12 protein-coding genes are annotated in these 17,328 nt (G+C 43.9%); all 12 read left to right on the forward strand.

The genetic code is table 11. The annotated features are described in order from the left end of the window. Positions 1-505 precede the first annotated feature (505 nt). Complete coding sequence (locus tag FEM33_RS27090; protein WP_374756439.1) at positions 506-763, forward strand: helix-turn-helix domain-containing protein; 258 nt, start codon at positions 506-508, stop codon at positions 761-763. 130 nt (positions 764-893) lie between these two features. Next, positions 894-1,835 (forward strand): NADP-dependent oxidoreductase, encoded by a 942-nt coding sequence (locus FEM33_RS18745; RefSeq protein WP_161597184.1) that lies wholly within the window; start codon positions 894-896, stop codon positions 1,833-1,835. A 79-nt stretch (positions 1,836-1,914) separates the two neighbouring features. Continuing rightward, positions 1,915-2,667 (forward strand): pirin family protein, encoded by a 753-nt coding sequence (locus FEM33_RS18750; protein ID WP_139013537.1) that lies wholly within the window; start codon positions 1,915-1,917, stop codon positions 2,665-2,667. Between the two features lie 105 nt (positions 2,668-2,772). Continuing rightward, positions 2,773-3,666 (forward strand): NmrA family NAD(P)-binding protein, encoded by an 894-nt coding sequence (locus FEM33_RS18755; RefSeq protein WP_139013538.1) that lies wholly within the window; start codon positions 2,773-2,775, stop codon positions 3,664-3,666. Positions 3,667-3,781: 115 nt separating this feature from the next. Further along, positions 3,782-4,864, forward strand: coding sequence for an alkene reductase (locus FEM33_RS18760; RefSeq protein ID WP_139013539.1), 1,083 nt, complete (start codon positions 3,782-3,784; stop codon positions 4,862-4,864). Between the two features lie 41 nt (positions 4,865-4,905). Further along, a complete protein-coding gene (locus FEM33_RS18765) occupies positions 4,906-5,817 on the forward strand; it encodes an alpha/beta hydrolase fold domain-containing protein (RefSeq protein WP_139013540.1) in 912 nt (303 codons plus the stop codon). A gap of 157 nt (positions 5,818-5,974) precedes the next feature. Then, positions 5,975-6,739, forward strand: a complete 765-nt coding sequence (locus tag FEM33_RS18770) for an SDR family NAD(P)-dependent oxidoreductase (RefSeq protein ID WP_139013541.1) — start codon at positions 5,975-5,977, stop codon at positions 6,737-6,739. Positions 6,740-6,895: 156 nt separating this feature from the next. Beyond that, positions 6,896-7,705 (forward strand): helix-turn-helix domain-containing protein, encoded by an 810-nt coding sequence (locus tag FEM33_RS18775; RefSeq protein ID WP_229214313.1) that lies wholly within the window; start codon positions 6,896-6,898, stop codon positions 7,703-7,705. Positions 7,706-8,203: 498 nt separating this feature from the next. After that, complete coding sequence (locus tag FEM33_RS18780; RefSeq protein WP_139013542.1) at positions 8,204-10,906, forward strand: CBM96 family carbohydrate-binding protein; 2,703 nt, start codon at positions 8,204-8,206, stop codon at positions 10,904-10,906. 537 nt (positions 10,907-11,443) lie between these two features. Continuing rightward, positions 11,444-14,437, forward strand: coding sequence for a CBM96 family carbohydrate-binding protein (locus tag FEM33_RS18785; protein WP_161597185.1), 2,994 nt, complete (start codon positions 11,444-11,446; stop codon positions 14,435-14,437). Between the two features lie 597 nt (positions 14,438-15,034). After that, entirely contained in the window at positions 15,035-15,436 is a 402-nt protein-coding gene (locus FEM33_RS18790; RefSeq protein ID WP_139013544.1) for a hypothetical protein, read from the forward strand. A gap of 946 nt (positions 15,437-16,382) precedes the next feature. Then, a partial coding sequence (locus tag FEM33_RS18795; RefSeq protein WP_139013545.1) for a PAS domain S-box protein occupies positions 16,383-17,328 on the forward strand: 946 nt, incomplete at its 3' end.

Consider the following 17,328-nt stretch of genomic DNA (forward strand, 5'->3'; position numbering starts at 1 on the left):
AAAAACACTGGCATCATTCGAACCGTAAACCAAGTAATCAACAACAGAATAAACTGGCACGTTTTGAACCGTAATGACTGGCATCATCCGACCGAAATAACTGGCACAAATCGAACCGTAGTATCCAGATCTCCCGTTTCATTCAACGATCAGCGGAAAACTTCATGAGCGTATCCACGGATTTTTAATAAAACCACACGTCCGGCATTTTTGCGTTGCCGAAAAAGGGACACTGAATATACTGAATATCGAGCCTTATTCGAATGTCGGTTTACAACTGGCAGGCAGTTTTAAGGAAAGTCAGGAGTACATCGTTTTCAATTCGCCTTCCGAAACAAATTCTTTTTTTCAAACGCCAGCAGATAACCTAGATGCGGGAATAATAGTTGATGCCCTGGTTTCTAACTTACCTTCCGCCAGTTATGATGAAAGGGTTACAAGAATCATTGAATATATCCGGTCCAACTATTCTGAGCAAAGCATCACCCCGCAAACATTTGCCGATATTGTCTTTCTTTCCCCATCCCGTTTAGCCTCACTCTTCAAGCAACAAACCGGAAGCAGCTTATCCAAATATCTGCTCTGGACCCGGCTGCGCCAGGCCATTTATTTAACATTATCCGATAAAGACAGAAGCCTTACCGACACTGCTTATGACACGGGCTTTTACGATCTTCCCCAACTCAATAAGTACATGTACGAAATGTTTGGAATGCCTCCCAAGGCCTTAAAGCATAATAGTGATCTGATTGAGATTTATTAGTCCTGCTTAATCACAAAATTGGTTAAAGAGAACACATTTTCCAGTGACAACTGTTACCGATTAGTGATCTGATACAAGTTTGGGATTGAGCATGCATGCAACTTTGTGATATCATTTAAACATGCATATCATGAAAGCCATCGTGTATAAAGAGTTTGGAACAACAGACGTGTTGCAAACCGTAGAAGAGCCAAAACCTACTATCAAAGCGGATCAGGTACTGGTCAAAGTAAAAGCATTTTCCATTAATCCAATGGATTGGAAAATCAGGAAAGGGGAAATGACATTGATGTCGGGCTCCAAATTCCCCAAACATACCGGCACTGATTTCGCCGGTATTGTTGAAGAGATTGGATCTTCGGTAAGTGGCCTTGAAATAGGCGACGAAGTTTTTGGCGTGGTAAAAAATATGAAAGATGGAGTTTCGGCCGAATATGTTGCTGTAACATCTTCCCTGATCTGGAAAAAACCTGTTAATATCAGCTTTGCCCAGGCAGCCTCTATTCCCGTAGTGGGCACGGCTGCGGTTACTGCATTGGAAAAAATGGGTGATATCAGCGCGCAAACAAGCATTTTGATTAATGGAGCGACGGGTGGCTTTGGCATGTTTTTACTTCAATTATTAAAACAAACGGGTGCGAACGTAACTGCCGTAACGAGCAGCAGGGGAGTAGCATATGCAAAAAAATGGGGAGCGACTTCTGTGATCGATTACACAAAAGAAAATGTACTTTCCAGGCAAGCCGGCTACGACATTGTCGTTGATCTATCCGGTAAAACGGGCTACGAGAACGCCAAAAAAATCATGAAATCAAGTGCGCTGTTTTTGAATCCCACCCCAAAGCCAATCCAGATCCCATTGTCGTTTATTAAAAACCTTTTTACGTCCAAAAAGCACATTGTAGTGCTTTCCAGCCCGTCTACAAAGTACACAGATACCTTGTTAGAAGCCGTCAGGAATGGTTTGGACATCGAAATCCACAAAGTTTTTCCATTTGCCCAGTACAAAGAAGCGTATCAGTATGCTGAGCAAGGCGGCTACATTGGAAAAGTTGTTGTAGAAGTCAACTAAAATGCCCTGTAAGCACCTGATAAGAAATGTTAAGCCTACCAGCTTGAAATTCTAACCTTAACAATCAATCAACAAGATCATGTTGTCTAAAATAGATAATACCATTAAATATGGTAAGCAGCACGGCGGCTTCGGGATACAGATTTTATACCCTGGACTTACCCGCCCTCAACGTAATGACAGCGGTTTTTCTACGATTGGAAGAATCGATCATGCGCGTATAACACCGGGAACACTGATCCCCATGCATCCGCATAAGGATGATGAAATCCTCACTTACCTGAGAAGCGGTAACGTGAAACACCTAGACTCGGAAGGCTACACAGACATCATCTCTAACCGGAAATTAATGATGATGAACGCAGGTGCAAACTTTTATCATCAGGAGCAGGTGCTGGAAGAGGGTGGTACCCTGGAAGGGCTGCAAATTTTTATTAGACCTGAAACCGCAGGCCTTACCCCGAAGGTCCAGTTCTTCAAATTGCATGATACGTATAGCAATAATCGTTGGAGACAAATAGCAGGCAAAGGCAGTGATTACCCGCTTCAGATAAGAAGTGATACATGGCTTCTGGATCTGCGCCTGGAAAAGGGCCAGGACATTGTCCTTCCACAAGCGCCATCTGAAAACTGTGCCTTCCTATTCTACCTGTTTGATGGAAAAGTCAGCGTGAATAAGACCATGGCCCTGGCCAGAGGCGAAAGTGTGCTGATCGAAGACGAGAGCCCAACATTCCGCGCTGTTGAAACAAGTGATATCGTACTGTTCATAACCCGGACAAACGCGGTTTATTTTGAGGAAGGGATGTATAGCGGCAATCTCCATGGATAAGCGACAGGTCACAACAGTAAGAACAGTGATCTGGTACAAGTTTACCGCCCGCAATCAGGCCAACTTTGCATAGTAGTTAATCAACAACATTTTAATATTAGTAATATGAAAACGAAAATAGTAGTACTCGGTGCCACAGGGACAGTAGGCAGCAAGATTTCAGAAATCCTTTTAAGCCAGCAACATCACGTAACATTGATCGCAAGGCACACTGACAAATTAGAAAAATTTCGTAGCCTTGGGGCTGAAATCATTGCCGGTGATATCACAAATGTGCAGTTGCTGACTGATGCTTTTAAAAAAGCGGACAGCGCTTTTGTACTGTTACCCGACAATGTAAAGGCCGAGAATACAAGAGCTTACCAGAGACAAGTTACCGGCATTTTAATCGAAGCCATCGAAAAATCCGGCATCAGATACATTGTCAATATGAGCAGTCTGGGCTCTCACATGCATGAAGGCAATGGTATCATGGCAGGGACTGGTGAACAGGAAGTCAGGCTAAACCAGTTGAATGATGTCAGTGTGTTGCACATCCGCTCTGCCTATTTCATGGAGAACTTTCTCCGGACCATAGGTGTGGTTAAAAAAATGGGCTTCAATGCTACTGTAGCAGATGGGGATCATGCCATACCGATGGTAGCCACAGCAGATGTTGCACAAATTGCGGCCGCACATTTGGCAAACCTTGACTTTAATGGCAAAAGTGTACGCGCCGTGATGGGACCAAGAGATTATACATATCGAGAATTCACCGGCATGATCGGCAGCGCCATTGGGATTCCGGAACTTACGTATGTGCAGCTGCCGGTAGAGCAGGTAAAGCAAGCTTTTTTAGGCAACGGTTTTTCTGAAGATTTCACCAACAACCTGATCGAAATGGGGACCGCCATCAAAACCGGCTTTATGAATTATCAAAAGCGGGACGGCTCGACGACCACGCCGACAACTGCGGAAGCTTTTGTAAATGACATTTACCTTCCGCTTTACAACCAGTAATTGCATAAGTGACTACTAATTACCCTCCATCAGAACAGTGATCTGATACAAGTTCATCCTGATTTATATAAGAATCTTTGCACCATACATATGGTGGCCTTAAACAATCATTATCATGAAATTATTAGAAAAAACACAGCTGGGAAAACTGGCTTTAAAGAACAAAATGGCCATGTCTGCCATGACCAGGAGCCGCGCGGATTACAACGGGATTGTAGGTGATATGACTGTTCAGTATTATACTCAAAGAGCCAGTGCAGGCTTAATCTTTACCGAAGCCATCCGAATAAGTGAGCAGGCCACCGGCAGCCCGCTTACGCCTGGTATTTACAGCAGCGACCAGATTGAGGCCTGGAAGAAAGTTACAAAATCTGTGCACGATCATGGAGGAATTATCATCGCACAGCTCTGGCACACAGGCCGGGTCGGGCACTCTATTGACAGAAATGGAGAATTGCCCCTTGCGCCATCTGCCATTCCTATTCAGGGAATGCAACATTTTACCTCGCAGGGCTTAAAAGATTATGAAACACCCCAGGAAATTACCATTGATCAGATTAGGCAAACAGTAAAAGATTACGGGCAAGCTGCCAGGAACGCAATCCAGGCAGGTTTTGATGGAGTAGAACTTCACGCTGCAAATGGCTACCTGCCTAGCCAGTTCCTGGCGGAAAGTGCAAACCAGCGAACAGATGAATATGGTGGAAGCATTCCCAACAAAGCCCGTTTCGTGCTTGAGATCATGCAGGAATTGATCAGCGCTGTTGGTGGGGATCGGGTAGGGATCAAAATATCACCTTTTCATCCGTATGGCCATATGGTTTTGGATGATCCTGCCGGCACCTATACTTACCTGGTTGAAGAGCTTGGCAAGTTGAATTTTGCTTATATAGAACTCATGAAGCGCAGCCCTTACTTCCCATCACCAGCTCATTACCCGGCAGATGATGAAATAGAACTGTTTGGCAAAATGATACGGCAAACAGTCATTGCAAATGCAGGCTATGACAAGGCTTCGGGCGAGGCAGAACTTGAAAAAGGGATCGCTGGACTCATCTCTTTTGGCACACTGTTCCTTGCAAATCCCGACTTGCCAAAACGGTTTGAAAAAGACGCAGCGCTTAACCCGCCGGATAGGGCAACCATGTTTGGCGGCGGAGAGCAGGGGTATATCGATTATCCATTTTTAAATGATTGAGTGATATCAAATTAACTTTTAAAGATTTAAAACACAGGGCAATGAAAACCATATTCAAATCATACTTGTCACTAAGTATGCTGCTGATCAGTATTACATCCGCAGCAGCGCAAAGCACCATTGCAGATAGCACCATGGCGCAGATAACCCAGGAGAGAACATTTTATGAGACCTTGGGAAAGATCTACCCGCCGGAAAGCTCTGTTACCGTCAATGAGACTACCATAGCAGGGGTCAAAAGCTATTGGTTTAACGAAAATCTGATCAGGCAAAAGCACATTGTCGTTTATCTGCATGGGGGCGTCTATGCTTTGGGCAGCATCAATTCTTACCGAGCGATGATTAGCCACTTAGCTAAGACATTGGGATTGCCCATACTGTATGTAGAGTATTCCCTGGCACCTGAAAGACCATTTCCAGCAGCTAAAAATGAAATATTCGGAGTTTACAGCTCGCTGAGAGAAAAGTATCCGGATCATCAATTCACAGTGATTGGGGACAGTGCAGGTGGCGGGCTGGCAATTACATTGGTTCATGACTGCATGGATTCAAATGTAGCTCTGCCGAACTCACTGGCATTGATATCTCCATGGGTCGATTTGAAGACTAAAAACAATTCTTATGTGACCAGACAAGCTTTGGACCCTATATTAAGCAAAAAGATGTTACACGACCATGCGCTTTTATATGCTCCGGATGATCTGAAAGAGGCTGACCCAAGCGAATTAAAGTTTAAACAATTTCCTCCTGTTATCATATTGGTTGGTACGGACGAAGTGCTGAATGATGATTCAAAAAACTTCTACGGGTACATCCAGCCAATTCAGGCAAAATCGAAGCTGAAAGAGTTTCAGGGCCAAAAGCACGTTTGGTTGATTTCCAATATTGGTTCCAAAGAATCAGTAGAAGCAATGAATGATATTAAGGAATTTATTTCAACAGAAACCTTCTGAATAAACAGCATTCACGATTTGTATCTCTGTCTCACAATGTAATGCTCAAAATTGACAGTATTTCTATGAGTTCAGTAAAATGTATAAGCATTCCCATGAATTGTCAAAGTTGATCAAGGTCATGTGGGCGAACTTTGTATCTAACAACAACTTAATTATGGACCCAAAAAACAAAACGAAAATTGTCCTGATCACCGGTGGTAGCCGTGGAATCGGAAAAAGTATTGCAATAAGCGCTGCTAAGCGTGGCATCGATGTGATCCTGACATATAATAGTAATCCTGAACAGGGGAGGGCTGTTGCAAATGAGATCAATGACAATGGTGGCAAAGCTGTTGCACTGCATTTGGATACTTCCAGAACAGATACTTTTGATGGGTTTGCCGACCAGGTTTCGCATCTTCTTAAAAGTGAATGGAGCCGGAATCACTTCGACTATCTGGTCAACAATGCAGGTATTGCACAGCGCAGCCTTATTAAGGACACTACCGAAGAAATATTTGACAAAATAGTGAATGTTAACTTCAAAGGCGTATTTTTCCTGACCCAGAAACTGAGCAGTTTGATTACAGATGGCGGCCAGATTATCAACATTTCATCGGCACTTGCACGTTTTGCGTTTCCCGGAGTTGCCGTATATGGAGCGTTAAAGTCTGCTTTGGAAGGCTTGACCCGGTATTTTGCAAAGGAATACGCAGAAAGAAAAATCAGGGTAAACAGTGTGGCCCCTGGCACAATCGACACTGATTTTGGAGGTGGCAAGGGTGATGAAAGCCACCGTAAACAGCTAGCTTCAATGAATGCCCTTGGCAGGCTTGGCCAGGCTGACGATGTAGGCGATTTTGTTGCATCGATGCTTTCTGACGACAGCCGCTTTGTAAATGCGCAGCGCATAGAAGTAGGCGGCGGCATCATGATCTGATCGGTTTTTGGGGAGATGCTTTGGTTTTTCCCCTTTATCTTTATATTAAATCAAGACTTTTACTACTTTGCCATGGGGTATATAGATATTAAGTCGATTTCAGAGCTGCTTTCGTTTTTCCGCTTTGGAAAACCAATCCATCCTTTGATAGCCATTGTGGATTTGGCCAAAGTCGACAGAACACATAGAGAGCCCGACGCTTCTTATCGTTTGGATCTATATTCGATTGCTTGTAAGAAAATAGAAGGTTCATTCAAATACGGGCGCACGGATTATGATTTTTCTGAAGGCTCACTCATGTTTACGGCACCAAACCAGGTGCTCTCGCCGGGCATTGAAAATAAGGTTGAAGGCTGGGCGATTTACATCCATCCGGATTTCTTGCATGCCAGCACGAAGGGCCGGTATCTGACCAATTACACATTTTTTGGCTATGATACCCATGAATGCCTGCACATTTCGGAGGCAGAAGAGAAAGTGCTGCAAGATTGCCTGGCAAATATAGTAAGGGAAATTTCAACCAATCTGGACGCACATTCATATAATCTTATTCTAACCAATCTGGAACTGCTGCTTTTGAACTGTTCAAGGTTTTATGACCGGCAGTTTCTTTCTAGGGCGAGGGTGAGCAATGAAATCGTTGAACGTTTTGAAAGGATTTTAAATGATTATTTTTTTCAAAGTACCCTAATAGATTCGGGGTTACCGGATGTAAAATATTTTGCGCAGCAGCTGAATTTGTCACCCAACTACCTGACGGATTTATTGACCAAATACACCGGCAAGTCGACCTACGAACATATCCATTTAAGAGTGATCGATAAAGCAAAACAATTACTGTGGAGCACCGATGCTCCGATCAGTACGATTGCCTACGAGCTAGGGTTTGAGCACCCATCCCACTTCACAAAGCTCTTTAAGAACAAAACGGGCTTCTCACCAAAGATGTACAGGAATTTAAATTAAATCCGGCTTTGTAATCATCTTATGGCAAATATGCTATTGTTCTAGCCCCCAAATTAACCGGACTAAATTTTAAAAAGATTTAGTCCGGTTAATTAGATTTCAAATGGGAACACGAAGACAATTTACATTAGAACAAAAGATTCGGACCGAAAATGCGGCAGATTTTGCGGGAGGCTGGATCTGAGGGTATGTTAAACACATACGGCATCGGGAACTTGCAAAGCCTTTGATAATCATGAAGCGAAGGCTAGCTTCGCATTGGTAAATAAGACGCAAAGTCTTCTAAACTGATTTGCCAAAACTGTCCGAATAACAATAGGGCGAAACAACTAACAAACCGACAGATTTTTCAAAGTTTTAAATTGTCCAGTTTTTTGGGAAGAGGCCAATGCAGGGAGCTCTTTCTCTTATACCACCAAATAACTAATGCTTTGAAAGATTCCACATCCTCCTTACATTAAGAGGTTGTAACTACATATTTGCCTAACCGATATTTAAATGAAAAATACTTTACGTTTTAAGCGTTTTATCAAGTCTCTGCTTGCCTTACTCGTCTTCGCTCAGGCAGGTGTTTACGCACAGCCTGCTATCCAGTGGGATAAAACAATTGGAGGTATGGCAGCCGAGCAACTTTCGGATATGCAGCAAACCTCTGACGGTGGATACATCATCGGTGGAACATCAGATTCACCTGCCGGAGGCGATAAATCGCAGGGCTCAAAGGGAGGCAAGGATTTTTGGGTAGTGAAACTATCGGCTAATGGTACCAAAGAATGGGATAAAACTTTCGGGGGATCGGGTACGGACGAGCTCACTTCTGTCCGGCAAACCGCCGACGGGGGTTACATACTTGGCGGTAACTCAAACTCACCCGTAAGTGGCAACAAGTCTGCGGGCCGAAAGGGAACTGAGTATTATAATGAAGATTATTGGGTAGTAAAAATCGATGCAAATGGCACAAAACAATGGGATAGAAGCTATGGCGGCAGCGAAAGCCAGGGGCTGAAAGTAGTGCGCCAGACCTCCGACGGCGGCTATATCCTCGGTGGTGCTTCGACATCAAACAAAAGCGGAGATAAGTCAGAAGATAACCACGGCCAATCAGAAAACGAAGACTTATGGATTGTCAAGATTGCCAGCAACGGAAACATTGAATGGGACCGGACCATTGGGTCAATAACCCCCAACGAGTCATTGACAAGCCTGAACATTGCTTCCGATGGCGGATACTTGCTCGGAGGCTGGGAAACTTACGATGGTGTCGAAGGAAGTTATGAAATAAAAAAGCTGGCAATCGATGGAACACTGCTGTGGGAAGACACGATTGGTCCCGACAACAACATCGCCTGGTTAAGTGAATTTCAGGAAACTCCGGACGGAGGCTACATTCTCGGGGGATCATCAAGTGCCAGAGCCGGTGGCGACCAGTCAGAAAATGCTGATGGAGCCGATTACTGGATTGTCAAGCTGAACGCAGCAAGAGAAGTAGAATGGGACAAAATCATTGCGACGCTTGATTTGCCACCCGTGGAGAATGGTCAGGGGGCATATAGTGAAGATTTGACATCAATCGTGCAGACACCTGATGGAGGTTATCTCGTCGGTGGCTATTCCGAATCAAAAGCGGGCGGTGACAAAACAGAAACAACAAGAGGCCAAGACGATTTCTGGATCGTAAAAGTAAGTTCAACTGGCGCAATTCTCTGGGATAAAACGATCGGGGGCAATGGTAATGACATCCTACGTGTCATGTTGAAAACCACCGACGGCGGAATCATGATCGGCGGGACTACGGCCGTTCCTTATGCTGATCCCTCACCGGAAAATGCACCTTCAGACAGAACTGAGGCAATTAATGGGAGATCTGATTATTGGATAGTCAAACTTGCACCAGAACAACCAACACTCCCGCAAGCCCCGATCCGCATCAACGCGGGCGGCCCTGCTTTTACAACTGCCACCAAAAAGCTGTTCATAGCAGATAAATATTACGCCGGCATCGACCGTGTCAGCTCCATTGCAACCGGCGATATTCCGAATACTAGCAATGACATACTATACCAGTCCGCACGCTGTTCGCCAGCTTTCAGCTACAATATACCGGTACCCAATGGCGAGTTCAGCGTATACTTACATTTTGCCGAAACATACTTCGGGGCTCCGGGCAAAAAAGGCGGAAAAGGCAGCCGTCAGTTTCATGTCAACATGGAAAGCATCCGCAAACTGACCAACTATGATATCTTTGCCAAAGCAGGCGGAGCGATGCTTGCCACGGCAGAAACCTTCACCGTCAATGTCACAGACGGCATGCTCAACATCGACTTTCTGACCGGAGCTGCGGATCTGCCCCGGGTTTCGGCCATTGAAGTCCTGCCTTCCCCGCAGCGCACGCTGACCTTTACTCCTGTGGCGGATGCATTTGTACGAGAAGAGAAGTATGCAAATCAAAATTTCGGTTCTGATCCTCTACTTTCTGCCAAATCCCGAGGACAAGTCGGACAGGTTCGCCAGGCTTACCTACGCTTTGCGATCCCTGGCATCACCAATGTGAAATCAGCGAAGCTTCGTTTGTACGGCAATAACCATGAGGCAGACACGTCAGTGGATGTGAATGCAGTGCCTGTCGATGATGACAGCTGGACTGAGAATGGGATCACCTGGAATAATGCACCAACAATGGGCCGTTTTATGGGCTCACACGTCTTTGTAAACGAAACGCTCAAATATTGGGAGATTGACGTAACCCAGTACGTTGCAGCCCAGGCAGTGGGTGATCAAATCGTAAGCTTAGGTATTCTTGCAAACCGACGGTTCCTGATGAACTTTCACAGCAAAGAAAACCCGTCCGGCTTTGTGCCTCAGCTGGTGATTGTGACGGATAATACCACTAATCAGGTTACGCGTTTGGGAAATGAAAGTGAGGAAGCATTTGAAAGTAACACAGCTCTCAGCTCGGTGATTTACCCCAACCCTGCCAAGGAACACATCATGCTAGAAGTCTCTTCCGGCCACAAAAGCGATGTTGACTTAGAGCTGACGAACATGGCAGGCAGCCGGTTTCAGTTGCAGCGCCCTGAGACCGAAGCCAACACATCCAGACTGAAAGTAGGCCTGCCCGGCCAGTTGCCAGCAGGTATGTATCTTTTGAAAGTCCAGTCCAAGGAGTTTTCGGAAGTGCTTAAAGTGCTCGTAACTGAATAATCAGGTATTATATAGGAGAGTAAACGAGAAGACCGCTGATCCATCAGGATAGGTGGTTTTCTTGTTTACAAGACAACATTAAGTTATATTCCATAACTTACTTTCTGCTATATATCACATGTTATGCCAAATGGTACATATAGTGCATTGAGTTACTTGTTTATTTAAGGTTGAAAATATTTAGATAAGTTAGTCCAGATTGTCAGCTTATTTCGACAGCATACAGTCAAGCCAAAGGTAATAATACTACTTGCCAAATCTAATCAGATCGTTTAGCCAACTTTACGAAACTAAGACAAGATAAAAGTTAAAATATGGTAACCTGATAATTAACATCCTTCACAAAGAAATGTAAGTATTAAGAAGATTTAGGATGTTTAATATTAAGAAGGCCTGTTTTTTAATCAGCTATCTTCAATCAGGTATACAATTAGTAACTATGTGTTGCCAAATGCTTTTATTTCTTGTCTCTCAAAGGTTTATCTTACTATTATGCTGAAATTTCTCCTGTGTTTTTCTTTCTCAACAAAACATTGTTTGCGGGCTACACAGCTTGTCTTTACTTCTTTCATGGTATTCGGCCCAGAGCTTTTTGCTCAGTCAGGTGATGGCTATGTTGCTTCGACTCCAGGTATCGATTGGGGTCAGGTCATCGGAGGTCCGGGCAATGACACATTATATGCCATGCAGCACACTTCAGATGGCGGCTACATGCTGGGCGGATCGTCGGGGTCCGGGATTGGCGGCTATAAAACGGCAAATGCCAGGGGACTTAACGATTACTGGATTGTAAAACTTTCTGCTATCGGCAAAAAGGAATGGGATATGACTTATGGCAGCAATGATACTGACAATCTCACCTCTCTGATGCAAACTTCGGATGGTGGCTACATTCTCGGCGGAACTTCCCGCTCCAATGCAGGCAGGGAAAAAAGCGCAGACAATAAGGGTGGATACAATGCTGATGGCATTCTGAATACGGATTACTGGATCATCAAAGTATCAGCAAACGGAATGAAGGTTTGGGATAAAACCTTTGGCGGTATGGGTCAGGATGGCTTGACTTCCATTATACAAACCGCTGACGGCGGCTATATCTTGGGCGGAACATCTGATTCGGGGGGCGGTTTGGACAAAAGCCGGTCCAGCCAGTCATCGGATTTCTGGGTTATCAAGCTGGATGCAGCCGGATTAAAGCAGTGGGACAAAACCTTCGGAGGCAGTGCAGCGGATTCATTAAGTATTGTCAGACAAACGGCGGACGGCGGATACATTCTTGGCGGCAATACACAATCCAGTGCAGGTAATGACATGAGCACGGGTACAAAAGGCGGCTCGGATTACTGGATTGTGAAAATCAGTTCATCTGGTGAAAAGCTGTGGGACAAAACGTTTGGCGGCACCGGGCAGGACCGGCTTCGCTCACTGGATGTGACTACAGACAATGGCTATATACTGGGCGGAAGTTCTAATACCAATGCAAACGGGGACAAAAGCGGCACCTCGGAAAACGGAATGACGGACTACTGGATCCTGAAACTGAATGCAAGTGGCAGCAAAGAATGGGACAGGACTTTCGGAGGTGTCACTTATCTTCAAAACAATGTGTACACAGGTTCCAGCTTTTTGGAAAGTGTTCGTCAGACCAGTGATGGAGGATATTTCCTCGGTGGCCGTTCCAGTGGCAAAAGAGGCCGGAGTAAATCTCGAAGCAGTAATTATGGCGAGGAAGTGTGGGTCATCAAGCTCTCGCCAAAAGGCAACCGGCTCTGGGATAATTCCATATTTGGATGGGTTACCGATACGCATTTAGCAATAGACGAAACCTCGGACGGCAGCTATGTAGTCGCTAGAACCTTGAGTCAACGAGGTGGTTTTCCATACAATGGAGGTCAGGATTTTAGTATCCTTAAATTGTACGCGAAGCTCGATTTTGGCAGATTTGGTTATGTTGCAGGCAAGTCTACTTTTGATTTTACAAGTAAGTCGGGTGTAGTATCGTCCCCGCAAAGTGCGTATTTTAGTGTTCCTGCTTCTGTTGAACAGTTGACCATTCTCAAGTCAGAAGGAAGTGACTGGCTTAACGCTAAATTAATAGATAACCATGAAATTACATTTAGCATTAACTCCAAGGGGCTTGCTTCCGGGAATTACCGAGCAAATGTTTTTTTGATTAGCCCCAATAATGAAAGAGGAACATACTCGTTCTGGCTGACCGTAGAGAATGAAGATGTTGCAGGAACTGAAATCCGTATCAATGCGGGTGGCAGCGCAGTCACAACCTCCAATGGAAAACAGTTTAGCGCAGACAGGTATTTTACAGGCACAAACCGTACGAGTTCCATGGCCACCGGCGATATCCTGAATACAGTGGATGACGATCTGTATCGTTCAGGCAGGTGTACACCAGACTTTAATTACAACATTCCGGTAAATAATGGATTGTTCAACGTTGTCCTTCAATTTGCCGAAACCTGGTACGGTGCGCCATCAGGTACTGCAGGCGGTGCAGGAAAGAGGCAGTTTCATATCGATATGGAAGGAAGCCGAGTACTGACCAACTTTGATATTTATGCAGCAGCAGGCGGAGCAATGAAGACGGTGCAGAAAACATTTTCTGTCATGGTCACAGACGGTATGCTGAATATCAACTTTGTCAAAGGTCTGGCTGATCTGCCGCGGGTCTCGGCAATCGAAGTGCTGCCAAGTGGATCGGTCCTGTCGCCGGTTGCAGATGCAGCGGTTGATTTCAGGAGCAAGTCGGCCAATTACGGATCAGAAACGTACCTGGACGTCAAAAACATAAATAATTACGCTTTCGGGTCACGCAATAGTTATCTTAGGTTTTCATTGCCGCAGGCCGGTGAAGTAAGTTCCGCCAAACTGCGTGTATACGGGCGAAAACATGAAAACGATAAGGAGATTTACCTTCATGCATTTGGCATTGATGACGATTCCTGGTCCGAAAACTTTATCACAAGCGTGAATGCACCAGTTGCTTCTACGCCGAAGCTGGGCTTTGTGCCTGTCAGCAACATGTTTCAGTATTATGAAATCGATGTAACTGGTTATGTGAAGGAGCAACAGCAAGCCGGAGATGCACTCGTCAGTTTTTTGCTGACCGATTCCAGTAACCGCAATACCAGACTGGTATTTAACAGCCGTGAAAATTTGGCCAACCCACCGCAACTAATCATGAAGATTGTAAGCGCCGCCAATCCTGCTGCCCGTGCCGGTACCGAGAATGCAAGTCTGCTTTCCGGCGAAGCGGACGGGCAATCATTCATCTCGCCAAATCCTGTCACCGGGCAGTTTAACTTGCTGTTATCAGACAAGCACACCGGAAATGTAGACTTGAAAATTATTAATTCGGCAGGCCAGGATTATGAGATAAAGACCACCAAACAGCCAGCAGCAGGCAGTAAGATCCATGTGGACGTATCTGAACTTTCACTGGCACCGGGAATTTACATGCTCAGGGTTGCATCAGAAAAAACCACAGAGATAGTCAAACTGATTTTGGCAGAATAAAAGGATTATTTAGCAGCATTCGATACCTATTTGCTATTATACAAATAACAACAAACGCCAGATCAAAGGAGCAACGCTTCTTGGTTTGGCATTTGTCGTTAGTTCTAACTTCTGTACTCATTGGAACTCATTTACAAATGCTTTCAAGACTGTAAGTGTGTCCTGGACCGCAGACAATTTCAAGTTCAAAAAAATCACTTTTAAAACATCTTTAAGAATTTACATATGATTTCAAACAGAAATTACTAAAACAGCTTTATTAGAAAAGGAAATTATTTTAGACAAATATCAATTAGTGATGACCAGTAACAAATTAAGAAGTGGCTTGTTGAATCTTTAACTCTATTTAAAATAGTGTAATTATAAAGTAAATAAACTTTATCATTGTTTTAAGCTATTCTGGTTGATATTACCAATTCTACTGTGTTATATTGCTATTTGTGTAATACGAAGATTGTGTTTACATATTTACCTGCAACAATGAATGGGGGAATGACGCTGAAACTCTAGACATCCATTTATTACATATAAAAACCGGGTTTTATCAAAATAGTAACAACTATTGATATTGATTAGCTGTCTTAAATTGAAAAATCCATGGACTACATGAAAGATATTAGGAAAATACTCGGCATATTTATGTTCGTATTATTCGTTGCTGGATGTAAAAATGATGAAATCGACCCACGACAAGCTATTCTTGGAAAATGGGAAGAATTTTATCTCGGTAATGGAGAATACCGACCACCCATTGTTAAACCACTTGCATCTAGGCAATTTCTCCCTGATAGCATTTTGTTGGAGTACGTATATGCTACGAAGCAAACATATACAAGAAAATACTGGATCGATACACTCCTGAATATTGGAACTCTGCGGGAGGATGGGTATTTATTAAGATTTTACTACACCCCTAAATTTTATGCGGATACTATGGAGCTTCAGGCAGAAAATAGTACGCCCATATTTTCGGTGTCAAAATGGAAGCGTATCAATTAATGTGTAAATAATATACATTCGTTAAAACGATTTTCTATCAGGATATGACCTCTACCTGCAAAACTGGCCAGTTGAAATTTGAAAATCGAAATATTTGTTGAAGCCCCGTCCTGATCAGTACGCGAAGATTAGTAAGCCTCCACTCAGTTCAGAAATCCTTACCATATATCATAAATTTTCTCAGAAGATGCTGAACGATTACTTGCAATATGAATGATTTCGGTTGTCGGGAATACTACAGGTAAGATTTGTTGCGGGTTGGGTAGATCCAAGCCAAATCTGAAATGCATAGATTAAGAAATCATTTAAAACAATAAGCCATTAATTGCTAGCGAATGGATTTTACGTAGAGAGCAGTTAACTGATTATCTTCACAAATTCATTAATTACATTGACATGCAATTTATCCAAGTGTAATTTATTTAATACTCCTAAATTACAGACATCATCTGGTTAAGTTTAGATATGTAAAAGTATCTACTCAGAAGCAGAACTTAGGACAACAATTCGACAACAAGTTCGGTACTAAGTATTTTTTGCGCTGGATAGCATTTCAAACACCTGCTTTCTGTCCTATCTCACTGCGTCGCTAACAAATACAGGTATGCCGTTCGCCGGAACCCGCGCGGATGTAAGCTGCCGTCAAACCAACAGGGTTTATATATTTTGACCGGTCATAGTAACCCCCAAACTGTCACCTTGTTTCGGTAATATACGGTGGAACTGTTCCTGTTTAAAGCCAGCCAGTAAAAGCGCCAGCCTTCCTGGACTACTTTCCCAGCTGGCTGATACAACAGGAACCTGCAACAGAATAAATATTATCTTCTTTAAAAATAAACTATTTCAATTATAGAAGTAGTGTTGTAGAATATATTTTATATTAGAGCTTGATATTAGGATCGGCTGGTTTAAGCCTGTCTTTAAATTTAGAGCTACCCACTAATTAATGGAACATCATACGACTCCTGTTCAGGAGATGGACCGCTTGAATGCACTTAGAAAATACGATATACTGGACACACATGCCCAGCAGAAGTTTGACGGGCTTTGTGAGCTGGCGTCCCTGATTTGTGAAGTGCCTGTGATGCTGATATCCTTTATAGATGAAAATAGACAATGGTATAAATCCAAACGGGGAATAGATGCCTGTGAAACAGCCCTTGATCTAACTTTCTGCCGGTATACCATTCAGCAGAAAACCATTCTGGAAGTGGAGGATACTACTCTGGACAGCAGGTTTAAGGACCACGTCTTTGTCACTGATCAGCCTTATATCCGGTTTTACGTCGGTGTACCGCTGATTGATCCGGACGGACATGTGCTGGGAACCATCTGTGCGACAGACACAAAAGTCAGAAAGCTGAACGATAATCAAAAAAGGGCTTTGGAGCTGTTAGCGGATCAGGTCATGGTATTGCTCATCGAACAAACCAGGATCAGACAGCTCAGGCAATTTGAAAGCATGGCCCAGTTGTCTGCGGATATCATTGTGGTTGCATCCCTGGAAGGGTATTTTAAAGAGGTTAACCCTTCTTTCACCCAACTTTTGGGATGGCCGCGGGAATCAATTCTGACAACCTCCATACTATCGCTGGTGCATCCGGATGATCTTCAAACGGCACGCGAATTACTGGTGCGTTTGTCAGCGGGAGAATCACGAAGTAATGCAGAGATCAGGTTTAAAAATCAAGCTGGCGAATATCTCCAGGTCCAATGGAGCATAAACTCAGATCCGGAAACGGGTACGCTTCTGGCTATCGGCCGTGATATTACCGCAGATAAGGAAAGAGAAAAAAAGTTAAGGAACAGCGAGGATAATTTCAGGTCATTCTTCGAGAATGCACAAGGCCTGATGTGTACGCATGATCTGGACGGCCGCTTCCTGGAAGTCA

Origin of the sequence: Dyadobacter flavalbus (genome assembly GCF_006149045.1) — a bacterium.
Classification (GTDB): Bacteria; Bacteroidota; Bacteroidia; order Cytophagales; family Spirosomataceae; genus Dyadobacter; species Dyadobacter flavalbus.

Coding starts and splice junctions, on each gene's coding strand:
- FEM33_RS18745 (WP_161597184.1), top strand. CDS start 894: ATGAAAGCCATCGTGTATAAAGAGTTTGGAACAACAGACGTGTTGCAA.
- FEM33_RS18750 (WP_139013537.1), top strand. CDS start 1,915: ATGTTGTCTAAAATAGATAATACCATTAAATATGGTAAGCAGCACGGC.
- FEM33_RS18755 (WP_139013538.1), top strand. CDS start 2,773: ATGAAAACGAAAATAGTAGTACTCGGTGCCACAGGGACAGTAGGCAGC.
- FEM33_RS18760 (WP_139013539.1), top strand. CDS start 3,782: ATGAAATTATTAGAAAAAACACAGCTGGGAAAACTGGCTTTAAAGAAC.
- FEM33_RS18765 (WP_139013540.1), top strand. CDS start 4,906: ATGAAAACCATATTCAAATCATACTTGTCACTAAGTATGCTGCTGATC.
- FEM33_RS18770 (WP_139013541.1), top strand. CDS start 5,975: ATGGACCCAAAAAACAAAACGAAAATTGTCCTGATCACCGGTGGTAGC.
- FEM33_RS18780 (WP_139013542.1), top strand. CDS start 8,204: ATGAAAAATACTTTACGTTTTAAGCGTTTTATCAAGTCTCTGCTTGCC.
- FEM33_RS18790 (WP_139013544.1), top strand. CDS start 15,035: ATGGACTACATGAAAGATATTAGGAAAATACTCGGCATATTTATGTTC.